The organism is Microbacterium wangyouchuni (assembly GCF_054072595.1).
This window is the reverse complement of the sequence record NZ_JBSVRM010000004.1, coordinates 311,089-331,435: the sequence shown is the minus strand read 5'-3', so window position 1 is coordinate 331,435 and position 20,347 is coordinate 311,089. Positions and strand designations below refer to the sequence as shown.

Genomic DNA, 20,347 nt, shown 5'->3' with positions numbered 1-20,347 from the left:
TCATGGATGCCCTAGCCGCTCTGCTCGAGATCGCGACGCTCCTGGAGCGCGAACGAGCATCGCGCTATCGGGCGAAGGCTTTTCGCCAGGCGGCCGCCACCTACGAGTCCCTTGCGGAGTCGGTGCGGAACGATCCGACCCGCCTTCGCGCGGCTGCCGGCATCGGAGAATCGACCTTCGCCGTGATTCAGCAGGCGCAAGCAGGTCATGTCCCGGAGTATTTGATCTCGCTCCGCGGTGAGGTGGCGCCGCAGCGCACGTCTGAACTTCGGGGCAGATTGCGCGGCGATCTGCACGCGCACACCGACTGGTCAGACGGTACGACGTCCATCCAGACGATGGCGGATGCTGCGCGAGCACTCGGGCACGAGTATCTCGCGATCACCGACCACTCACCGCGGCTCAGGGTTGCACGCGGGCTTTCCCCCGAGCGACTGCGAGAGCAGATTCCGCAGGTCAGGGCCGCATCGACCGAGACCTTCACCATGCTGGCCGGCATCGAGGTCGACATTCTGAATGATGGCGAACTCGATCAGGACCCGGAGCTTCTGACGGAACTCGATATCGTCGTGGCATCCGTACATTCACAATTACGCATGGATGCCGGCTCGATGACAGCGCGAATGATCGCTGCTGTCTCGCATCCGCGGGTGAACGTGCTCGGACACTGCACTGGGCGTCTCGTGCAAGGCGAGCGCGGAACCAGGCCTCCGTCGCAGTTCGACGCGCGGGCAGTGTTCGACGCCTGCGCCGAGAACGCGGTGGCGGTGGAGATCAATGCGCGCCCAGAGCGGCAAGATCCGCCGGATGAACTGATCGCCCTGGCGTTGGATGCCGGATGCCTGTTCGCACTCGATTCTGATGCCCATGCGCCCGGACAGCTTTCCCTGCTGGACTACGGTGCCGAGCGCGCCGAGCAGGCTGGTGTTCCGGCGGAGCGGATCGTCACGACCTGGGGCGTGGAGCGGCTGTGGGCATGGGCGGCATGACACGGCGCGCGTTTCCCTGGCTCGTTCTCGCCGGAATCCTGGTGGCGGCGCTGAGCCTGCGTTCCCCCATCATCGCGCTGACTCCGGTGCTCCCCGACATCATCGATGATCTGAATATCAGTGCGGCGTCGGCGGGTTTGCTCACCACGGCGCCGATCATCATGTTCGCGGCGCTGACGCCTTTCGCGGCGCTTCTGATCAGGCGCGCCGGCGCGGAGCTCGCACTTCTGCTCACCCTCGGCGGTGTGCTGGTGGGCACCTTCGTGCGTGCCCTGCCCGGGTTCGGGCCGATGCTCACCGGCATGTTCATCATGGGGGCGGCGATCACGATCGGAAACGTCGTGATCCCGGTCATCATCCGCCGCGATCTGCCTCCCGAGCGCACGGCGATAACGACGGCGGCATACACGGCGACGATGAACATCGGCTCGCTCATCACTGCGCTGGGGACGGTGCCGCTGGCGGCGTTCACCGGATGGAGGCTCGCGCTTCTCCTGTGGGGCGTGTTCACCGTTGCCGGCATCGCTCTGTGGGTGGTGCACATCATGCGATCGCGCGGAGCGACGCGGTCTGCGGAGCGGCTCTCCGGATCGGCGCCGCAGCCGGGGCTTTCGAACGTGGATGCTGAGGTGATCACCGGACCGATGCCCGTCATCGTTGATAACCGCGTCGCGGCAACGGTTCGCCGGCCGATCGTCTGGCTGCTGTTCGCCGCGTTCGGAACGCAATCAGCGATCTACTACGCAATGTCGACGTGGCTGCCGACGATCCTGATGGACAAGACGGGAGTTGATGCCGCGGCCGCTGGCGCGCTGGCGTCACTGTTTCAGGGCGTGGCGATCGCCGGCGCCTTTCTGGCTCCGGCTCTGCTGCGATACGTCGGGGCGGTGCCGTCGGCTGTGCTCATGGGGGTGTGCTTCGCCACGATGGTGCTCGGGATGCTGTTCGCTCCGGAGCTGGCGGGCATCTGGGCGGCCTTCGGCGCGATCGCTCACTCGAGCGGATTCGTTCTGATCTTCACTGGGCTGATCCGCGCGTCGCGCTCGGCACCGGAGGCTGCGACCATGTCTGCATTTGTGCAGGGTGGGGGATATGTTCTTGCGGCGTTCAGCGCGCCGATCATGGGCGCGTTGAACGAGAGCACCGGTGATTGGCAGCTGCCGCTGATCACAATGCTCATTGTCGCCGCTGTCTATACGACCGCTCTCGTGTCTGCGATGTTCGTCGCGTTCCGACGAGCCTGAGCTGGAGTCAACGCCCGAGCGCCGCGATGGCGCGGTCCATAGAGGAACCGAGGTTCCAGCGCTCAGCCAGATCAGTGGCGGCGTCGGCATCGGCAGGATCGAGTGCACGCACGGGGTAGCTTGGGCAGTTGATGTCGAGACCTCGCGCGACTTCGACGACCGTCGGCGCGACATCGAGATAGCCGGAGGCTGCGAGCAGCTTCGCGCGGATGCCGGCGCTCATTCCCTCCCCGGCTTCGGCTGCGGCACGGACGCCAGCGATATCGCCGTGCGCTTGCAGCAGTGTCGCTGCGGTCTTGTCTCCGACGCCCGTAACGCCGGGTAGCCCATCGGATGCATCGCCGCGCAGCGTCGCGAAGTCGGCATACTGCGATGGCAGCACACCATACTTCTTCACGACGGTCTCGTCGGTGACGATCTCAAGATTGCTCATTCCCCGTGCGGTATAGATGACGCGGATGCCGCGATCGTTGTCGACCAGTTGGAAGAGGTCGCGGTCTCCGGTGACGATGTCGACCGGCATCGTCGAGCGAGTGGCGAGCGTGCCGATGACGTCATCCGCCTCGTGCTGGGCAACACCGATGATCGGGATGCCGAGAAGTCGCAGCGCTTCGCGGATGATCGGCAGCTGCGCCTCGAGTGGATCGGGAACCTCTTCGATGTCGGGGCCCGCTGCGACGAGCTCGACGACACGATGCGCCTTGTAGCTCGGGATCAGGTCGACGCGCCACTGCGGGCGCCAATCGTCGTCCCAGCACGCGACGATGTGAGTGGGCTCGTAGAGCTTGACGAGCTTGGCGATGATGTCGAGCAGGCCGCGTGCTGCATTCACCGAGGTGCCGTCCGCCGATTTCACCTTGTCGGGCACACCGTAGAACGCTCGGAAGTAGAGGGAGGCGGTGTCCAGCAGCATCAGCTTGTCGCTCATGAAATCAGCATGGCACAGGGGTGCGACGTCGTCCGGGTCAACAGCCGGGGGAGCGCGGATCCTGTTCGCATGTGTGCGCAACGAGGGCGGTGTGTGCCTCGAAGATCCTGATCTCCTGCGCTGCGCCGGTCGACGTCACCTCGCCGGTGATGGGGAACCAGCCGATACCGAAGTCGACGGCGGCCGTGTATCGAACCGAGACGTCGGCCGCGTAGATGCCGCGTGCGGCGTAGGTGTGACTCGTCTCCGTCGGTGTGAACTGGGCTGCGCCGAGTGCGTCCCAGCTCAGCCCGCCGGTGGAAGTTGTCGTGGTCGCTCCATCGCCGTAGTCGAAGTCGAATCCCACTGGCGTGAATCGCACGACCATGGGATAGCCGAACAGCTCACCGGACACCGTGTGCTCGTCAGCCGAAGCGACAAAGTTGGTCGGAAGCCCCACGACGCCGACGTTGTCCGGCTCGCCGGCGATGAGCGAACCGTGCGGGGCGAAGCGCACGACATCGTTGATCGTGACAGTCGGGATCTCGACGACGTCTTCTTCATCAGGCTCGACGTCTTCATTGGTGCGCTCGAAGCAGCGGATATAGGAGTCCCAGTCGTCGAGGCAATCGACGAAGTCTTGGTCGATCGGGGGAGAGATAGGAACGGGCGCAGGATTCGGCCCATCATTGCCAATCGGCCTGCCGGGGTTATGGCCCGGCGGCGAACCCGGAACCACCTCGGTTCCGCCGATGACGACTTCGCTACCGTCCGTGGGGGAGCACAGGCCCGCTTTGATTAGTTCCGTTGAACACGCGCCGTGTGCCGGAGCGGTGTTGAGCGGGGAGAAGAGTAGAAGTGCGATGAGTGTCAGCATGCAATGTCGCCGGCTGTTGAATCGGAAATCGAAAGTTCATCAGCCGTGCCGACAAATGTGATGTCAAGTAGCCAACGATCGGCCCGCTCCTCAGGAGTCACGTCAGTTCCTTGAGCATCGAGGACACGGGACTGGCTGACGTCCAAACAAACTTGTGCGGTAATTCTGTTCGTCGGACTGCCAAGAGTTGAATCAGTTCCGTTGAACGAGACGATCACGCTATCGCCGCGAAGCGAGAGCTCGTTTTGCTTGAGGTATCTTTGCGCTTCAAGATCACTTTCTAGCGCCGCCCCGGTGAGAAAATCTGACGCGCCGGAGCCTTCGTTGCTCGAATCGTTGTAGGCCCGATAAACCTCTTCCGCCGCGGCGAATGCTTCTTCTTCATTGGCGAACGCGGCCGTTGGCGTCGGGCTCGGCGCGGGAGTCGGTGTGCAGGCGCACAGTGTGCCCGCCGCCAGGGTCAGCAGCGCCAGCATCCGATATCGGTTCGTCCTTGAGCGCAGGGAAGTCACTCGCACACGCTAACGTGAACCCTTGATACCGCGTCGAAGTTATCCACAGGTCCTGGTCTGTGTTTTCTCTGATATTCTGAGGTGTCACCTTTGGCAGGCAACCGCATGTCAAAGTGGCTGAGAACCAATCCATCCGCTTCTCGTGCTCACACACCTGTGCGTGAGCACTGCTGAGGCCCGAGTAACCACCCAACAAGGACAACCCACTACATGACTAGCGCAACGACCGCCCCGGCCACCAAGCAGGTCGCCATCAACGACATCGGATCTGCTGAGGACTTCCTGGCCGCGGTCGAGAAGACTCTGAAGTTCTTCAACGACGGCGACATCATCGAAGGCACGATCGTCAAGATCGACCGCGATGAGGTTCTGCTCGACGTCGGTTATAAGACTGAGGGTGTCATCCCCTCCCGCGAACTTTCCATCAAGCACGACGTTGACCCCAACGAGGTCGTCAAGGTCGGCGACGAGGTTGAGGCTCTCGTTCTCCAGAAGGAGGACAAGGAAGGCCGTCTGATCCTGTCCAAGAAGCGCGCACAGTACGAGCGCGCTTGGGGCGATGTCGAGAAGATCAAGGAAGACGACGGCGTCGTCACCGGTACGGTCATCGAGGTCGTCAAGGGTGGACTCATTGTCGACATCGGACTCCGTGGCTTCCTGCCGGCATCGCTCATCGAGCTGCGCCGTGTCCGCGACCTGACCCCGTACCTGGGCCAGGAGATCGAGGCGAAGATCCTCGAGCTCGACAAGAACCGCAACAACGTGGTTCTCTCGCGCCGTGCACTGCTCGAGCAGACGCAGTCCGAGTCGCGCTCGAACTTCCTCAACAACCTGCACAAGGGCCAGGTCCGCAAGGGTCAGGTCTCGTCGATCGTCAACTTCGGTGCGTTCGTCGACCTGGGCGGCGTTGACGGTCTCGTTCACGTCTCCGAGCTGTCGTGGAAGCACATCGAGCACGCATCCGAGGTTGTCGAGGTTGGCCAGGAGGTCACCGTCGAGATCCTTGAGGTCGACCTCGACCGTGAGCGCGTCTCCCTGTCGCTGAAGGCGACGCAGGAGGACCCGTGGCAGGTCTTCGCCCGCACGCACGCGATCGGTCAGATCGCAGCGGGCAAGGTCACCAAGCTCGTTCCGTTCGGTGCGTTCGTTCGCGTCGCAGATGGCATCGAGGGCCTCGTTCACATCTCCGAGCTCTCCAGCAAGCACGTTGAGCTGGCCGAGCAGGTCGTTTCCGTTGGTGAAGAGGTCTTCGTCAAGGTCATCGACATCGACCTCGAGCGTCGTCGTATCTCGCTGTCGCTCAAGCAGGCCAACGAGTCGGTTGATCCCAACGGCACCGAGTTCGACCCGGCTCTGTACGGCATGCTTGCCGAGTACGACGAGAACGGCGAGTACAAGTACCCCGAGGGCTTCGACCCCGAGACCGGTGCTTGGAAGGAAGGCTTCGACACTCAGCGCGAGGCATGGGAGCAGGAATACGCTGCAGCCCAGGCTCGCTGGGAAGCTCACAAGGTTGCGGTTGCCAAGGCAGCCGAGGCCGAGGCCGCTGCGGGCGACGACTTCGGCGCTGCCGCTGGTCAGTCGTTCACGAGCGACTCGTCCGGTGCCGGCACGCTTGCTGACGACGAAGCTCTCGCGGCTCTCCGCGAGAAGCTCTCGGGCGGCAACGCGTAAGCCACGCCTCTTCTGAAACGGACCGTCACCTTCGGGTGGCGGTCCGTTTCGCATTCTCCGGGGCGGATGCTGCGGCATCCGCGTGCCAGGATGTAAACATGCCTCTCATCGCGCTGACCGGCGGAATCGCATCCGGGAAGTCCACGATCGCTCGCCGTCTCGAAGAACACGGCGCTGTCGTCATCGACGCGGATCAGATCGTGCGTGACGTGCAAGCTCCCGGCTCTGCGGTGCTCCAGGAGATCGCAGCGACGTTCGGGACCGACGTCATCGACGCATCCGGTGCGCTGGACAGGGCCGCCCTCGGAGAACGAGTGTTCTCCGATCAGGACGCACTTGCACGCCTCAACGGCATCGTGCATCCTGCGGTGCGTGTGGAATCGCAGCGCCGAATGGATGCGGCATTCTCCGATGACGCATCCGCCGTCGTCGTATACGACGTGCCGCTGTTGGTGGAAGCGCGTGTCGATGACCCGTGGGACATGATCGTGGTTGCGCACGCGCCGGCCGAGGATCGGCTGCGCCGGCTGATCGAACTGCGTGGCATGGAGCCGCACGCAGCCCAGGACCGCATCAACGCGCAGGTCTCCGACGACAAACGCCTTGCTATCGCGGATGTCGTGATTGACACCGCGGGCACGATGGAGCAGACCTATCAGCAGACGGATGCTCTCTGGAAGCAGCTCGAGGCGGGGTGAATGCCGAAGAGTTCACGGGCCACAGCCGCGGGACGCGCTCCTACCGACGGCTGATCTGGGGACTGTTCTTCGCGGGGGTGGCGACGTTTGCCCAGCTGTACTCGTTGCAGGCTGTGCTCCCGCAGATCGCATCCGACCTGGGAGTGGCACCGTCGACAGCCGCGCTGAGCATCTCGGCGGCGACACTGGGCATTGCCGCAGCGGTCATCCCGTGGTCTCTCGTCGCCGACCGGATCGGCCGTGTTCCGGCGATGGCGATCGGAATCATCGCCGCGACGGTGCTCGGTCTGGCTGCGCCGCTGAGTACCGAGATCGCGGTACTCCTCGTGCTGCGCCTGGGGGAGGGGCTGGCACTTGGGGCTGTTCCAGCCGTGGCCCTGGCCTATCTCAGCGAGGAGATCCGCGCAGGTCACGTCGCGGCCGCCGCTGGCAGCTATACCGCCGGCACCACAGTCGGAGGTCTTTCCGGGCGTCTGATCGCAGGCCCGCTGGGCGAGCTTTTCGATTGGCGCGTCGGCGTGTGGAGCGTCATCGTTTTCTGCGCGTTCGCGGCAGTGCTGTTTCTCCGGCTGGTTCCACGTGCGCGAAGGTTCATTCCTGGTCGCAAGCGTGCGGATGCTGGTCCGGGCATGCTGACTCGGCTTATCCGTCCGCTGCGCTCCCTCCCGCTGCTGGCCCTGTACGCCCAGGGGTTTCTGCTGATGGGGGCCTTTGTCGCGGTATACAACTATCTGGGGTTCTATCTCATAGCGCCGCCGTTCCTGTTGCCTGTGTGGCTGGTCACGCTTCTGTTCCTCGCGTACCTCGCCGGCACGCTCTCCTCGCCGTGGGCGGGGGCGCTCGCGAGCAGGGTCGGGCGTCGCACCGTTCTGCTCGGATCGATCGGCGTGTTTTTGAGCGGCGTGCTGCTCATGCTCGTACCTCATCCGATCGTGATCCTCGCGGGACTCGTCGTCTTCACTGCCGGATTCTTCGGAGCACATGCGATCGCGTCCAGTTGGGCACCGGTAATCGCGGATGCGGAGACTCGGGCGCAGGCGCCATCGCTCTACTATTTTGCGTACTACGCCGGATCGAGCCTGTTCGGCTGGATTCTGGGCATGGTCTTCGGCCAAGCCGGCTGGGGCTGGTTTCTCACCGTGGTGATCGCGATGGCCGTGCTCGCCGCCACTATTGCGACGGTGCTACTGCGTTCGGACCGTCCGGCGGGGTGACTCGGCGCTCGCGCTTGCGTCGACGTCGGCGAAAGAACATGACGACCGCGACGATCAGTGCGATCAGGAGCAGTCCGGCAAGAATCGGCACCACGATGGCGAGGGCCGCGAGCAGGAAGGACGCTCCGTCTTCGGCCGTGCTGAGAGCCGGGGCGGCGAGTCCGCCCGTGACGGTGTTCGCTGCAAGGCGGGAGGTCGACTTGACCACGTGCACGATGAGCGCGATGACGATGCCGGTGATGATCGGCACCCAGGTGTTCTCGGAGAAGAATGCGGACGGGTCATCGACGGCGAGAGTCTGCGCACTGGATCCGGCGCCGAACACGATTCCACCGGATGCTGGACGCAGAACGCTCTGGATCACATCGTTGATCGAGTCCATGGCTGGGATCTTGTCGGCGACGACCTCGAGGATCAGCAGTGTGCCGAGTACCCACAGGGAAATGTCGCTGGCGATCCACGACCAGCCGGAGGGCAGCTCGACAGCGGGCAGGAAGCGGTCGGCCAGTCCCAGCAGGAACAGCGGCATCCACGCGTTCAGACCAGCGGATGCTGCAAGGCTGGAGCCGATCAGAAACTCGATCACAGCCCTACTCTAGATGCGCGATGCCGATGTCTGAGGCTGCGCTTACGCTGGAAGTATGCAACCCACGCGCAGCGTCCGTCCGTTCGAGGTGATCAGCGATTATGCCCCGGCCGGTGACCAGCCGCAGGCGATCGCTGAACTGGCCGCGCGTATCAACGCGGGTGAGACCGACGTGGTGCTGCTCGGCGCGACAGGTACCGGAAAATCGGCGACGACTGCCTGGCTGATCGAGCAGGTTCAGCGCCCGACTCTGGTGCTCGCGCACAACAAGACCCTGGCGGCGCAGCTGGCGAATGAGTTCCGTGAACTCATGCCGAACAACGCCGTCGAGTACTTCGTGTCGTACTACGACTACTACCAGCCTGAGGCCTACGTACCGCAGACAGACACGTTCATCGAGAAGGACTCCTCAGTCAACGCCGAAGTCGAGCGGTTGCGGCACTCGACGACCAACTCGCTGTTGTCGCGGCGCGATGTCGTCGTGGTCTCGACGGTGTCCTGCATCTACGGCCTCGGCGCGCCGGAAGAGTATCTGCGAGCCATGGTCGCGCTCCAGGTGGGGGAGCGCTATGACCGCGACGCTCTCATCCGCCAGTTCATCGCGATGCAGTACAACCGCAACGACGTCGACTTCTCGCGCGGCAACTTCCGTGTTCGCGGCGACACGATCGAGATCATTCCCGTCTACGAGGAGACGGCGATCCGCATCGAGCTGTTCGGCGATGAGATCGAGGCGCTGTACTCGCTGCATCCACTCACCGGTGAGGTCATCGAAAAACTCGACGCGGTGCCCATCTTCCCCGCTTCGCACTATGTCGCCGGAACAGATGTCATCCAGCGCTCGATCGGAACCATCGAAGCTGAGCTGGAACAGCGCCTGGCCGAGTTCGAGCGCCAAGGAAAGCTGCTTGAGGCGCAACGACTGCGCATGCGCACGACGTTTGACCTGGAGATGCTGCAGCAGCTGGGATTCTGCTCCGGAATCGAGAACTACTCGCGCCACATGGATGGCCGTGAACCGGGAGAGCCGCCGCACACCCTGTTGGACTTCTTCCCCGACGACTTCCTGATGGTGATCGACGAGTCCCATGCGACTGTGCCGCAGATCGGAGCGATGTACGAGGGCGATGCATCGCGTAAGCGCACTCTGGTGGAACACGGGTTCCGACTTCCCAGCGCGATGGACAACCGCCCCCTGCGCTGGGACGAATTCAAGAACCGCATCGGGCAGACGGTCTACCTCTCGGCCACGCCAGGGAAGTACGAGATGGGCATCGCCGATGGCGTTGTCGAGCAGATCATCCGTCCGACCGGACTGGTCGATCCTGAGATCATCGTGAAGCCGTCCAAGGGGCAGATCGACGATCTGCTGGAAGAGATCCGCGTGCGCGTCGAGCGCGATGAACGTGTTTTGGTCACGACGCTGACGAAGAAGATGGCAGAGGAGCTAACCGACTTCCTCGGCGAACATGGTGTGCGGGTGCGATATCTGCACTCGGATGTCGACACCCTTCGACGCGTAGAACTGCTCAGCGAGTTGCGGGCGGGTGTGTACGACGTGCTGGTCGGCATCAACCTGCTGCGTGAGGGCCTGGATCTGCCTGAGGTATCTCTCGTGGCGATTCTGGATGCTGACAAGGAGGGGTTCCTTCGATCGGGGACCTCCCTCATCCAGACAATCGGCCGTGCAGCACGAAATGTGTCTGGGCAGGTGCACATGTATGCCGACCGGATCACCGATTCGATGGCGAAAGCAATCGACGAGACCGATCGTCGGCGCGAGAAGCAGGTTGCGTACAACCTGGAGCGCGGGATCGACCCGCAGCCGCTGCGCAAACGCATCGCCGACATCACTGACGTCCTGGCGAGGGAAGCATCTGACACGCAGGAGATGCTGCGCGGCAGAGGGAACGCGAGATCGGGCAAAGGCAAGAGCCCGACTCCGGGGCTGCGACGCCAGGGAATCGCGGCAGAGGGTGCGCAGCAGCTGGAGGCGACGATCGAGGATCTGTCGAACCAGATGCTTGCGGCTGCGGCAGAGCTGAAGTTCGAGCTCGCCGGTCGCCTACGCGATGAAGTGCAAGATATGAAGAAGGAGCTGCGGGCGATGGAGCGTGCGGGCCACGCTTGAGCTAAACAAGTGAGGCTTGTGCCCCGAAGAAACTCCAGGGCACAAGCCTCACTTACCAGTCGATCGATCAGGCGGTGCGACGGCGCAGCATCAGCAACGCTCCGGCGATCACGGTAAGCCCCGCGATCGAGATGAGTGCAGAAGACACCTCACCGCCGGTGGCGGCCAGCCCCGGCTCGTCTTCTGCCGCTGTGATCGTGATCTGCTGCCATCCGATAACGGTTCCGTCAGCCGCAACAGCTGCGATCCGGTGAGTTCCGGTGACATTCTTCGGCAGCGTGATCTGTACCGTGCCTTCGGCGGACACCGTCTTCACACCGAGCGGCGACGGCGTCGAGAGCAGCCACATGCCAGCGCTCTGACCAGCCCGGTCACCAGCGAAGTGCACCGTGATGGTCTGGCCCGCCTGAGCGGTGGTGACCGTGGTGATCTCGCCCAGCGTGGCGTCCGTCAACTGATCCTCGGCCGGTGCCGGGTAGTCCGCCACTGGTGCGGTTGGTGAGGGCTCGGTCGGCTTGGGCTCCGTGGGGTCCGGCTCGGTCGGCTTGGGCTCCGTGGGGTCCGGCTCGGTCGGCTTGGGCTCCGTGGGATCCGGCTCGGTCGGGTCGGGCTCGGTCGGGTCCGGGTCGACTGGCTGCGGGTCGACTGGCTGCGGGGCAGCTTCTCCCTGCACAGTCCAATCGAGGATCGACGAACCGCATACGCCGAGGTTTGCCCAGATTCGTCCGCTCGCGGAGCCGTCAGCATTGATGGTGCCGTGTAGCTTGAAGGTCATCGCGATCCCCTCCCAATCGATCTCGAAGGGCTGGCCGACAGTTACGGGCGTTGTCGGAATCGGATCCGTCGAGAAGTCATCGAAGCCCGATCCGTGGTAGCCGGCAGTGACGCAGGCCCACCAGTATTCGCCCGTCACCAGGGTGATCGCGCCCGAATCATTCACCTCAAGAGAGAACGGCCGAACTTCCGGGTCACTCATCTCATTGCTGCTCGCGTGCGTCTGCCGTGATGTGCCCTCGTAGATTCCGGGGGCGGGGAAAGCACCCTGCTCATCGGGCACGACGCTGAAGGTCACCGATGCGGTGCCAACGGGGTGTGTGAGTGTGACGGTGTGCTCGCCCACGCTGAGCGGACCGGACACCTCTGCCTCGACGTCGCCGAGGACATCGGCGCGGACAGCCGTCGGAGCACCATCATCCACCGTCAGTTCAACGGTGGCGTAGTCGGGGAACCCCTCGCCGTCGATAACCAGTGCGGTGGCGGCGAGCTCTGATTCTGTGACGACAAACGCAGACGCTGAGATAGTGGGCTGATCCCAGCCGGAGTACCAATCAGCATCGTCATCGACGACGAAAGTCCGTGAAGCGGATGCCTCCACATCGGCTGCCGCGAGCGTGAGGTCGTACTCGCCGACCGAGAACTCGCCGCTGATGGTGAACTCGGTGTAACCCGCCTCATCGGACGTGACCTGGTGCTCTGCGACCCCGTCGATCAGGACATCGAGCGTGGCATCCGTGGGGAACCCGTCACCGGTGGTGAGCATGCCGCTGTGTTTGATGTCCCACTGCGCGATGCCGTCTTCGCCCTCGAGATACAGCCAGGGTTCGTAACCACCCGCGGTTACTTCAAAGGCCGTCTCCTGGGTGATCCCGCCGGCTGAAATACGCGCGACGTAGCTGCCAGCGTCGAGACGCGCGGTCAGGGTTGCGAACACCCAGCCGTCGGCATCGACAGTGGCTGTTTCTGACACGACACCAGGGATGCTGATGGTCGCTTCGGAACCTGCCGGGAAGTCGACGCCCTGGATGATGAGACCCTCGATGTCCAGTTCCGCCTGCGTGATGATTTCTGCATTGACGTGGACGGCGAAGGTCTCCGCGGCGCCAGCGAGTTTTTCGGCTGCCGCGGGCGCGGCGGCTGGTGCGGGGATAGTGGTCTCGTCAGCGTTGCGCTGCGAGTCATCCAGGGCGGCGGCGGGCAACGCCGAGGCGAGAACAAGCGCGAATGCGATGCCCGTGCCCATCGTGACGGCAGCGGGGTGTGCGAGCTTTCTGCGGTGCAAGAAGCGCTGAGCGCTTCGACGTGATGATGTCATGATCCCTCTCGGTGGATGGTCGTGGTGTGCACGGCCAACGGCACATATCACGCACATCCTGGCGAGAGGGGGAGCAGTTGCGCTCCTATTCGGGACGAATCGGAACGCGAGCGTCGCCAGCCGTTTCGGCTCAGCGGGCTCCGACCTGGTCCCTGATGTCGTTCGCGAGATACGACCCGGCGAGTTCGAACTGCTCGACGGCGGCGCGGAGCAGCTTGTCGCGGTCAGCCGGATCCGTGGCGCTGTCAGCGCGCAGCTGCAGAAGGCGACCGCGCAGCACGTTGTCGGCCTGCTCGCCGAGCTGTGGTTCGGCCTCGTCGAGCATGCGCATCGCTCGATCGTGCTCGCCGGCGGCCAGCGCGATGGGTGTCGAGTGGATCAGCGCCTCCGTCGTCACCAGCGGCTGTCCCAGACTGCGCGACGTTGTAATCGCATCTTCTGCCCGGACCAATGCCGCGGTGGGGTCACCGAGTCGCATCATCGCCTTCGCAGCGGTCACCTCGCTGTATACCGTGAGATACGGATGGCCGAGCTCCTCGGCGATCGTCCGGGCTGCGTCAGCTGAGAGGATCGCCTCCTCGAACTGGTCGTACTCCAGCAGGACGGTTGCATAGTTCGTTCGCAGATTCGCTTCGAACAGACGATGTCCGACAGAAACGGCCAGCTCGAGTCCCCGCAAAACAGTGTCGCGCTCTTCATCGAAGCGCCCGGCGGTATGCAAGGAGAGTCCCAGATTTACCAGCGCCGACAGGCACAGCGGGACCTCGTCGTCCTTGTTCTCATGCAGTTGCACTGTGCGCTGCAGCTTCTCGATCGCAGCGGGAACTTGCCCCAGCCGCAGATCCACCAGTGCTGACATGTTCGTCAGAAGCCCCGCCATTCTCAGATCGGGGTTCTGTCCGGTCTCATCAACGAGTATTCGGGCTCGATCGAAATGAGCCTGCGCGCTTCTCGGGTCATCGCTGTACAGAAGCAGCTGGCCGGCATCCAGGCTGCTTGTCGCCAGAGCCCGCCCAGCGCCGATCTCGGAAGCCACCTCGGCAGCTGCCTGATGCAGTCTCAGCGCTTCGGTCGTACGGCCGGCGATGTTCATCCACCAACTCAGCCCATCCGACAGGTGGAAGAGAATCTCCGGGTGTCCGCGTTCTGGGGCCGCATGCGCCATCGCCAGCAGCGATGACAGCTGAGAATAGAGCCAGTCGCTAGCCTCATCTGCAGTCCAATCGCGCTCCGGATATACGAAGTCGCTCCGGCGGGGGCTGTCGCTCATGCTGCGAGCGATCGTCGCGTATGCTCCCCATGTCTTCTGCGTCGCCTGGAGCGCGACCCGCTCGAATGCTGATGAGCGCATGCGCGGCGGATCCGTTTCGTTGGCGCGCTCGCGGGCAAATGCGCGCACGAGCGCGTGGAGAGCGATGCGATCATCGTCGCGCCGAATGGCCAGGTTGGCATCAGCCAGCGCAGCGATGTGCACGGTCGCTGCGCCCGGCTCGGTCTCGATCGCAGCCGCGGCGCTCTCCGCATCAATCTCGGCGATGGGTAGATCAGCGAAGATGCGCAGCAGCTGTGCGGCGTGTGCATCGAGTTCGGCGTAAGACAGCTCCAGTGTCGCGCGCACTTCATCATCGACTCGGTCAGAATTCAGCCGCTCGGTCATGAGATCAATGTGCTCGCCGAGTGTCCACTCCGCGTGTGTGGCCAGCCGTGCACCGACCAGGGCGACCGCCAGCGGCAAGCCGCCGGAGATCGTCGAAAGTCGTTCGGAATCAGCCGCAGAGATGTCGACTCCCGGAGCGAAACGGCGCAGCAGCGCCGTGGTCTCGTTCTGGTCGAGTCCGAGCAGCCGGATCATCTGCCAGTCTGCGTCTTCATGGAGGCTCCGGCTTGTCGCGACGACTCGACCCGTGCCACCGGGCCCGATGATCGCATCGACATGGGAGTAGTCAGCCGCATCGTCCAGGATGAGTGCACAATCCTGCACGGCGAGCGCAGTGAGAATCAGATGCGCGCGGTCGGCCGAGGTCTTCGTTGCGCTGTCATCAACCTTCAGCTGCCGAAGAATCGCGCGCTGAGCCGCCTCGGGGGCTACCGGCGGAGACTCGGCGTTGCGCCCGCGCAGATCGAGAAACACACTCCCGCCGCTGTTGAGCTGCTGCACGGCCATGAACGCCAATTGCGTCTTGCCGGAGCCAGGCATTCCGGTGATCCAGACTCGGCGGTCTTCAGACAGCGCAGTGGCCGTGGCAGAGACTTCTCGCGCACGGCCGGCGAAAGAGGGTACCGGTACGGGGGCCTGGGGTCGGGCGACGGCGACGAAAGCAGCATCCGCTGCGGTTCGAGCAGCACGCACACGCTGCGCCCAGGTGGCATGGAACGGCTCAGGTAGTCCCAGGGCGGCCGCGATCTCGACGACGGCGTCAGCGTCAAGGCGCCGGCGTCCCTCCTGGAACGATGCCCACACGGTGCTCCTGGCAACACGTCTTTCGTGCAGAGGAATACCGCGCTGCTCGCGAAGAACACTGATGCGTCGAGTGATCTCGTTGAACGACGGGGCGCCGGCTGCGTTTCGCATGGCGCGCAGGTCAGCGGTGATCCGATCCAAGCCCTCCGGTGCGGCATCCCAGTCGACCGCTTCGCTCACCTCGATCATCGTCACCCCTCCAGCTGCGAATAAATCTCTCTGCTGGCCATAGGTTACCGATACTGCGGGTACTCGGTGGTGCGAGCTACGGGCACCGCATCAGGGGCTTCGGCCCTGATCGATCGATTTCGTGCGCGTTCATCGCCTGTCCGCACAGCGGGCACGCGCGCTCAGCGCGTTGCGCTTGGGTAGGAGGAGGTGTTGCTTCATAGGGGCCGACCGCGGCAGGCCCCGCCAAGCGGATCAGGTTCGTATTGAACCAGCGGTACAGCCCACCCGCCTCGCGGATACGTGTGCGAAGCGGCACGCTCTCTGACGGATTCTCCATAGTGCTGAGTGTACTAACTATTAGTGCAGACGTATAATCGAAATGTGACGAGTTCTGACGATCTGCTCAAGCTGGAGAACCAGTTGTGCTTTGCCCTCGTGACAGCAGCCCGAAATGTCGTGTCGATCTACCGGCCGATTCTCGAGCCGCTCGGGCTCACTCATCCGCAGTACCTGGTGATGCTGGCACTGTGGGAGCGCTCGCCGCGACCGCTGAACGATCTGGCTGCTGACCTTGCTCTTGATCCCGCTACCGCATCGCCGCTGCTGAAGAGGCTGGAGAAAGAAGGACTGGTCGCGCGCGAGCGCAGTCGCGAAGACGAGCGCCGATTAGACATCACGCTCACCGAAGCCGGTCGCGAACTCCGTGCACGTGCCGTCGATGTGCCGCACCAGGTGATGGCCGCGGTGAGCATGGGTATTGAGCAGATTGCGACGCTTCGTGAAGGGCTTTCGCCGTTTGCCGGACGCGTAGAGAAGCAGTGACCCCATAGGGTGAACGCATGCCCCGTTCTTCACCGAGACCCGATCCGGGTGCAGTGTGAAGCGGCCGGCGATTGTGGCCGCGGTCGGCGGACTATTCCTCCTCGTCATCTTCGCAGCAGCAGTGCAAGGTGCGCCGACGATCAACCCGCCCGTCTTCCCCGCGCCGAGCGCCCCGACGTTCACTGAACCTGCGCAACCGATGCCGACCGGCTCCGCGGCTCCACTTCCGGAGACAGGCTCGGACATCGTCGGCGCGATCATCGGAACCATCTTCCTGATTCTTGCCGCACTGGCAGTGATCGCCGTTCTCTTTCTCGTGGTGCGGGCGCTGTTGCGGGCCTGGCGAGATCGTCCGCTGCGTGCGCAACCCGGAAGCGACACGGGCCACGACCTTGTGGAAGAGCCGACTGCCGAGGACACCGCAGTCGCCGCCCCGGTGATCCGACGCGGCATCGAAGGCGCGCTCAAACTCATCGACGAGCGCGCGATTCCCGCGGATGCCATCATCGCTTCGTGGGTCGGCCTGGAAGAAAGCGCAGCCGATGCTGGCATAGCTCGTGGCATGAGTGAGACTCCGGCGGAGTTCGCCATCCGCATCATCACCCAGCGCGAAGGCATCTCAGATGCCGCTGACGCACTGCTGCGCCTGTATGAGAGCGTTCGATTCGGCAGCTATGTCGCCGATGAACAGGACCGCGACACCGCGCGCACTGCGCTGAAGACTATCGAGGAGGGATGGCAATGACGCGCTCACACATCATCACGGCGCTCGCCGTCGCTGCCGGCGTCACGCTCATCCTCGTGTTTGCCATCGGTGTGCAGCTCACCTTCGCCGTCGGCTGGGGCATCCTCGCTGGCATCCTGACGGTATGTCTGCGCGTGGGGATCCCGGACGAACCGCGTCTCGATTCCCCGACGATCACCGCCGGGCCCGAACGCCGAGGGACCGCCATCGCGCGGATGGCATGGTCGCTCAACCCGACAACGGGAGCAGCCGGGGCGCTCATCACCCGTCGCGTTCGCGACACGCTCAAGCGCTGCCTGGGAAGACAAGACCTCGATCCGGACAATCCTGACGATCGCGCCGCTATCGCGGCGTTGATCGACCTCGACATCTGGGAGCGGCTTATCGGATCCGGCACCACACGTCACGATATCGAGCGTGCGCTGGATGCCATCGACACGCTTTCGCGGACCAAGGAGAAGCAATGACGCAGAACATGACGATCGCCGAGACCGGAGCGCAGATCCTCGCAGCAGTCCGCACGGCTGTGGTGGGAATGGATGATCCGATCGAACTCGCACTCGCGACGATTCTCGCCGGCGGACATGTGCTGTTCGAGGATGTGCCCGGACTCGGTAAGACGCTTGCCGCTCGGAGCCTGGCATCCGCCCTCGGGCTCGGCTTTCGTCGCCTGCAATGCACCCCGGACATGCTCCCCGGCGACGTCACCGGATCGTATGTCTACGCGCCGGACACCGGCGACTTCGTTTTTCGGCAGGGCCCGATCTTCACCGGGCTGTTGCTGGCCGACGAGATCAACCGCACAACGCCGAAGACACAGTCGGCGATGCTGGAGGCAATGGCCGAGCGACAGGTCACCGTCGAAGGCAACAGCTTTCCGCTGCCCGCGCCGTTCCACGTGATCGCAACCTCGAATCCGATCGAATATGAGGGCACCTACGCTCTGCCGGAAGCGCAGCTGGACCGCTTCATGGTGCGCCTTGCGGTGGGATACCCGGAGGTGTCGGGTGAGACGCAGATTCTCCTGAACCGGGTAGCCCGCAGAGCCGAAGCCACCACGGTCGACGCCGTGATCGACGCTGAGCGACTGCTCGAAGTGCAGCACGCAGTGGAGGCGATCTCGGTTCATCCGGATATCGCGCGATACTGCGTCGACATCGCAGCGGCCACTCGGCAGGCGCAGAACGTCGCGGTCGGGGCATCGCCGCGCGGTTCGCTGGCGCTGCTGCTGCTCGGGCGCGCACTCGCGGCGCTGGATGGTCGTGAGTTCGTGCGCCCTGACGACATCAAGAGGATCGCTGTCCCCGTGCTTGCGCACCGGCTCACGCTGACCCCGCAGGCCTGGGCGCAGGGGACCAGCGCAGAGCAGATCGTGCAGCAGGTTGTGGGCCAGGTGCCCGTTCCTCCGACGGTCGGCGCGCCAGCGTGACACGCCCCATCACCAGACGTCGATGGGGGCCGGGCCTCGTCATCGGAGTCATCGTTGCGGCCGGCCTCGCCTGCCTCGGTCTCGTCTTCTCTCGCCCTGATATAGCGGCGATAGGGCTGCCCCTGGCCATCGCCAGCGCGCTGGCTCTGACCCGAGCGGATGCTGGCGAGCAGACGACTGTCGCGGTGCGGGCGCTGCCACTGACGAACGATGGGACGCTGCATACCGAAGTCGCGGTGAACGGTGACGCCGAAGTCGCTGAACTCGTCATCGTGCAGTCGGCGCGGCGCCGACGGCATCTGATTCTTCCCGTTGGCGGGGCGCCCGTGGTGTCCGTCAGTGCCGCATTGCACTCGGGGCCAGTGGCCGCGGTTCGGGCATCCGCCAGAGGATTCTCTGCCGATGGCGCCATCCTCGGGCCTGCGACCGAGATCGCTGAACTCGTCCGCAACGTCGCACCTGCGCAGACAGCGTTGCCTCCGCTGCCTCTGTCGCCCCGGCTCACCGGCATGCACGGCAACCATGAAGGACGCCGGCCCGGGCAGGGCGGAGACTTCCGCGACATCCACCCGTTCGTCCCCGGTGATGAGCTGCGCCGCGTCGACTGGCGCGCCACTGCGCGCATGGCGCGGCGCCCAGGCGATCTCCTGGTGAGACGCACCAACACGCTGAGCGATGCGACCATCGTCATATCGATGGACACCGCCGATGACCTCGGCGCCGTTGTCGCAACCTGGGGGAGCGGAGACCTCGAGCGCAGCGGAGTGACCTCGCTGGATCTGGCGCGAGAGGCCGCCGCGTCGATCGCGACAGCGGCGATCGGCGCAGGAGATCGCGTCGCCTTTCACGTGCTGATGCACGGCGGCCGATCTGTGCGCAGCGGCGCGGGAGCGCGCCATCTCGCCAAAGTCGAAGCGGCGATCGCCGCAACAGGCCAAGCCGGTGAAGACGCACGATTCCACCGCACGCCGCCGGTGCCGCACGGGTCGGTGATCTTTGTTGTCTCCACGTTCTTCGAGGGTGCAGCATCCGATGTCGCACTGATGTGGCGGGCCGCCGGACACCGAGTGGTTGCCATAGATACTCTGCCGACGCTCAATCGCGAGCGGCTGAGCAGAGAGCAGCAGGTGGCGCTTCGTGTCGTGCTCGCGGACCGCGATGAAGTGATGCATGACCTGGCCAACACCGGAGTCGACACCGTTGCGTGGCGCGAAGGTATCGAGGCGAGCCTGAGCGCGTTGGCGAGGACGCGACGATGATCCAGCTGCGCCGTAAGCACGACACGGTCCGCACGACTGCTGCTGTTCCGGCCGTCGTTGTATGGGTGTTTTTCCTCGTGTTCGTTTCTGGCACCGCTCTGCTGCTGGTGCCCGTGGTCGGCTGGCAGATCATCGTCGTGCTGGCAACAGTGGTCGGGATCGTGTTCCCGCAGAGCTTCGGCGGATGGATCGCCATTGCCGGGATCGCGATCGGGATGCTGATGAGCGAACCGACTCTGTGGCAAACGGCGGTTGCTGTCTTCGCTGTGCACGTGATTCACGTGCTGTCGTCGCTGCTTCTCGTGCTGAGATGGAACTCGCGGGTGGTCCTGGTGGCGCTTCGGCCGACGCTGCGCCGACTGCTGCTGATCCAACTCATCGCCCAGCCGGTGACCCTCCTGGTGATGCTGGTCTTCACCGGCACGGCGGTCACGGTCACGGGGGCGACGATCATTGGTGCTGGCGCACTCGCGATACTCGTCATTGTGCTGATATCGGATCTGGGGCGCTCGCGCAGGCGTTCCTGAATGCCCTAA

At 64.2% G+C, this 20,347-nt stretch carries 18 protein-coding genes; 12 read left to right on the top strand and 6 right to left on the bottom strand.

The features are described 5' to 3' along the window. Positions 1–2: 2 nt before the first annotated feature. Entirely contained in the window at positions 3–989 is a 987-nt protein-coding gene (locus tag ACW5CM_RS08935; RefSeq protein WP_457124799.1) for a PHP domain-containing protein, read from the top strand. Continuing rightward, complete coding sequence (locus tag ACW5CM_RS08930; RefSeq protein WP_457124798.1) at positions 977–2,233, top strand: MFS transporter; 1,257 nt, start codon at positions 977–979, stop codon at positions 2,231–2,233. Before ACW5CM_RS08935 ends, ACW5CM_RS08930 begins: the two co-directional genes overlap by 13 nt. 7 nt (positions 2,234–2,240) lie before the next feature. On the opposite strand, the gene ACW5CM_RS08925 is transcribed toward ACW5CM_RS08930, so the two are convergent. Genes ACW5CM_RS08925 through ACW5CM_RS08915 form a run of 3 tightly spaced genes read right to left on the bottom strand, consistent with a single transcriptional unit; the run spans position 2,241 to position 4,529 of the window. Further along, positions 2,241–3,161 (bottom strand): 5'-3' exonuclease, encoded by a 921-nt coding sequence (locus ACW5CM_RS08925; protein ID WP_457124797.1) that lies wholly within the window; start codon positions 3,159–3,161, stop codon positions 2,241–2,243. Between the two features lie 37 nt (positions 3,162–3,198). After that, the gene (locus tag ACW5CM_RS08920) at positions 3,199–4,017 is read right to left on the bottom strand and encodes a hypothetical protein (RefSeq protein ID WP_457124796.1); all 819 of its coding nucleotides are present in this window, start codon (positions 4,015–4,017) and stop codon (positions 3,199–3,201) included. Continuing rightward, the gene (locus ACW5CM_RS08915) at positions 4,011–4,529 is read right to left on the bottom strand and encodes a hypothetical protein (RefSeq protein WP_457124795.1); all 519 of its coding nucleotides are present in this window, start codon (positions 4,527–4,529) and stop codon (positions 4,011–4,013) included. Before ACW5CM_RS08915 ends, ACW5CM_RS08920 begins: the two co-directional genes overlap by 7 nt. A 210-nt stretch (positions 4,530–4,739) precedes the next feature. Here ACW5CM_RS08915 and rpsA point away from each other — a divergent pair, with 210 nt between their 5' ends. The 3 genes from rpsA to ACW5CM_RS08900 all read left to right on the top strand — a co-directional run bounded on the left by rpsA (position 4,740) and on the right by ACW5CM_RS08900 (position 8,115). After that, positions 4,740–6,203 carry a 30S ribosomal protein S1 gene (gene rpsA / locus ACW5CM_RS08910; RefSeq protein ID WP_438255372.1) on the top strand — a complete coding sequence of 488 codons (1,464 nt, stop codon included), beginning with the start codon at positions 4,740–4,742 and terminating at the stop codon, positions 6,201–6,203. A 98-nt stretch (positions 6,204–6,301) separates the two neighbouring features. Further along, the gene (coaE, locus tag ACW5CM_RS08905; RefSeq protein WP_457124794.1) at positions 6,302–6,901 is read left to right on the top strand and encodes a dephospho-CoA kinase; all 600 of its coding nucleotides are present in this window, start codon (positions 6,302–6,304) and stop codon (positions 6,899–6,901) included. Then, entirely contained in the window at positions 6,898–8,115 is a 1,218-nt protein-coding gene (locus tag ACW5CM_RS08900) for an MFS transporter (protein ID WP_457124793.1), read from the top strand. Before coaE ends, ACW5CM_RS08900 begins: the two co-directional genes overlap by 4 nt. Here ACW5CM_RS08900 and ACW5CM_RS08895 read toward each other — a convergent pair. After that, complete coding sequence (locus ACW5CM_RS08895) at positions 8,072–8,701, bottom strand: DUF4126 domain-containing protein (protein ID WP_457124792.1); 630 nt, start codon at positions 8,699–8,701, stop codon at positions 8,072–8,074. The two genes, ACW5CM_RS08900 and ACW5CM_RS08895, sit on opposite strands and share 44 nt — an antisense overlap. Positions 8,702–8,756: 55 nt before the next feature. Here ACW5CM_RS08895 and uvrB point away from each other — a divergent pair, with 55 nt between their 5' ends. Beyond that, positions 8,757–10,832: an excinuclease ABC subunit UvrB gene (uvrB, locus tag ACW5CM_RS08890; RefSeq protein WP_438255376.1), complete on the top strand. Its 2,076-nt coding sequence runs from the start codon at positions 8,757–8,759 to the stop codon at positions 10,830–10,832. Positions 10,833–10,899: 67 nt separating this feature from the next. On the opposite strand, the gene ACW5CM_RS08885 is transcribed toward uvrB, so the two are convergent. After that, positions 10,900–12,924, bottom strand: a complete 2,025-nt coding sequence (locus ACW5CM_RS08885; RefSeq protein ID WP_457124791.1) for an LPXTG cell wall anchor domain-containing protein — start codon at positions 12,922–12,924, stop codon at positions 10,900–10,902. A gap of 130 nt (positions 12,925–13,054) precedes the next feature. Next, entirely contained in the window at positions 13,055–15,574 is a 2,520-nt protein-coding gene (locus tag ACW5CM_RS08880) for a tetratricopeptide repeat-containing protein (protein ID WP_457124790.1), read from the bottom strand. A gap of 363 nt (positions 15,575–15,937) precedes the next feature. On the opposite strand from ACW5CM_RS08880, the gene ACW5CM_RS08875 reads away from it, so the two are divergent. From ACW5CM_RS08875 to ACW5CM_RS08850, 6 genes are read left to right on the top strand one after another with little or no spacing between them, the layout of a single operon-like run. Then, on the top strand, positions 15,938–16,378 hold the full coding sequence (locus ACW5CM_RS08875) for a MarR family winged helix-turn-helix transcriptional regulator (protein ID WP_439254255.1): 441 nt from the start codon (positions 15,938–15,940) through the stop codon (positions 16,376–16,378). A 55-nt stretch (positions 16,379–16,433) separates the two neighbouring features. Continuing rightward, on the top strand, positions 16,434–17,123 hold the full coding sequence (locus tag ACW5CM_RS08870; RefSeq protein ID WP_457124789.1) for a DUF4129 domain-containing protein: 690 nt from the start codon (positions 16,434–16,436) through the stop codon (positions 17,121–17,123). Next, a complete protein-coding gene (locus ACW5CM_RS08865; RefSeq protein ID WP_457124788.1) occupies positions 17,120–17,590 on the top strand; it encodes a hypothetical protein in 471 nt (156 codons plus the stop codon). The genes ACW5CM_RS08870 and ACW5CM_RS08865 overlap by 4 nt, the downstream gene beginning before the upstream one ends. After that, positions 17,587–18,552 carry an AAA family ATPase gene (locus tag ACW5CM_RS08860; RefSeq protein WP_438255381.1) on the top strand — a complete coding sequence of 322 codons (966 nt, stop codon included), beginning with the start codon at positions 17,587–17,589 and terminating at the stop codon, positions 18,550–18,552. Before ACW5CM_RS08865 ends, ACW5CM_RS08860 begins: the two co-directional genes overlap by 4 nt. Continuing rightward, a complete protein-coding gene (locus ACW5CM_RS08855) occupies positions 18,549–19,811 on the top strand; it encodes a DUF58 domain-containing protein (RefSeq protein ID WP_457124787.1) in 1,263 nt (420 codons plus the stop codon). Before ACW5CM_RS08860 ends, ACW5CM_RS08855 begins: the two co-directional genes overlap by 4 nt. Next, on the top strand, positions 19,808–20,338 hold the full coding sequence (locus tag ACW5CM_RS08850) for a hypothetical protein (RefSeq protein WP_457124786.1): 531 nt from the start codon (positions 19,808–19,810) through the stop codon (positions 20,336–20,338). Before ACW5CM_RS08855 ends, ACW5CM_RS08850 begins: the two co-directional genes overlap by 4 nt. The last annotated feature ends 9 nt before the right edge of the window (positions 20,339–20,347 follow it).

Bases quoted from the DNA above. Each gene is read 5' to 3' on its own strand.
- ACW5CM_RS08935 (WP_457124799.1), top strand. From the start codon at position 3: ATGGATGCCCTAGCCGCTCTGCTCGAGATCGCGACGCTCCTGGAGCGC.
- ACW5CM_RS08930 (WP_457124798.1), top strand. From the start codon at position 977: ATGGGCGGCATGACACGGCGCGCGTTTCCCTGGCTCGTTCTCGCCGGA.
- ACW5CM_RS08925 (WP_457124797.1), bottom strand. From the start codon at position 3,161: ATGAGCGACAAGCTGATGCTGCTGGACACCGCCTCCCTCTACTTCCGA.
- ACW5CM_RS08920 (WP_457124796.1), bottom strand. From the start codon at position 4,017: ATGCTGACACTCATCGCACTTCTACTCTTCTCCCCGCTCAACACCGCT.
- rpsA (WP_438255372.1), top strand. From the start codon at position 4,740: ATGACTAGCGCAACGACCGCCCCGGCCACCAAGCAGGTCGCCATCAAC.
- coaE (WP_457124794.1), top strand. From the start codon at position 6,302: ATGCCTCTCATCGCGCTGACCGGCGGAATCGCATCCGGGAAGTCCACG.
- uvrB (WP_438255376.1), top strand. From the start codon at position 8,757: ATGCAACCCACGCGCAGCGTCCGTCCGTTCGAGGTGATCAGCGATTAT.
- ACW5CM_RS08885 (WP_457124791.1), bottom strand. From the start codon at position 12,924: ATGACATCATCACGTCGAAGCGCTCAGCGCTTCTTGCACCGCAGAAAG.
- ACW5CM_RS08880 (WP_457124790.1), bottom strand. From the start codon at position 15,574: ATGATCGAGGTGAGCGAAGCGGTCGACTGGGATGCCGCACCGGAGGGC.
- ACW5CM_RS08865 (WP_457124788.1), top strand. From the start codon at position 17,120: ATGACGCGCTCACACATCATCACGGCGCTCGCCGTCGCTGCCGGCGTC.
- ACW5CM_RS08860 (WP_438255381.1), top strand. From the start codon at position 17,587: ATGACGCAGAACATGACGATCGCCGAGACCGGAGCGCAGATCCTCGCA.
- ACW5CM_RS08850 (WP_457124786.1), top strand. From the start codon at position 19,808: ATGATCCAGCTGCGCCGTAAGCACGACACGGTCCGCACGACTGCTGCT.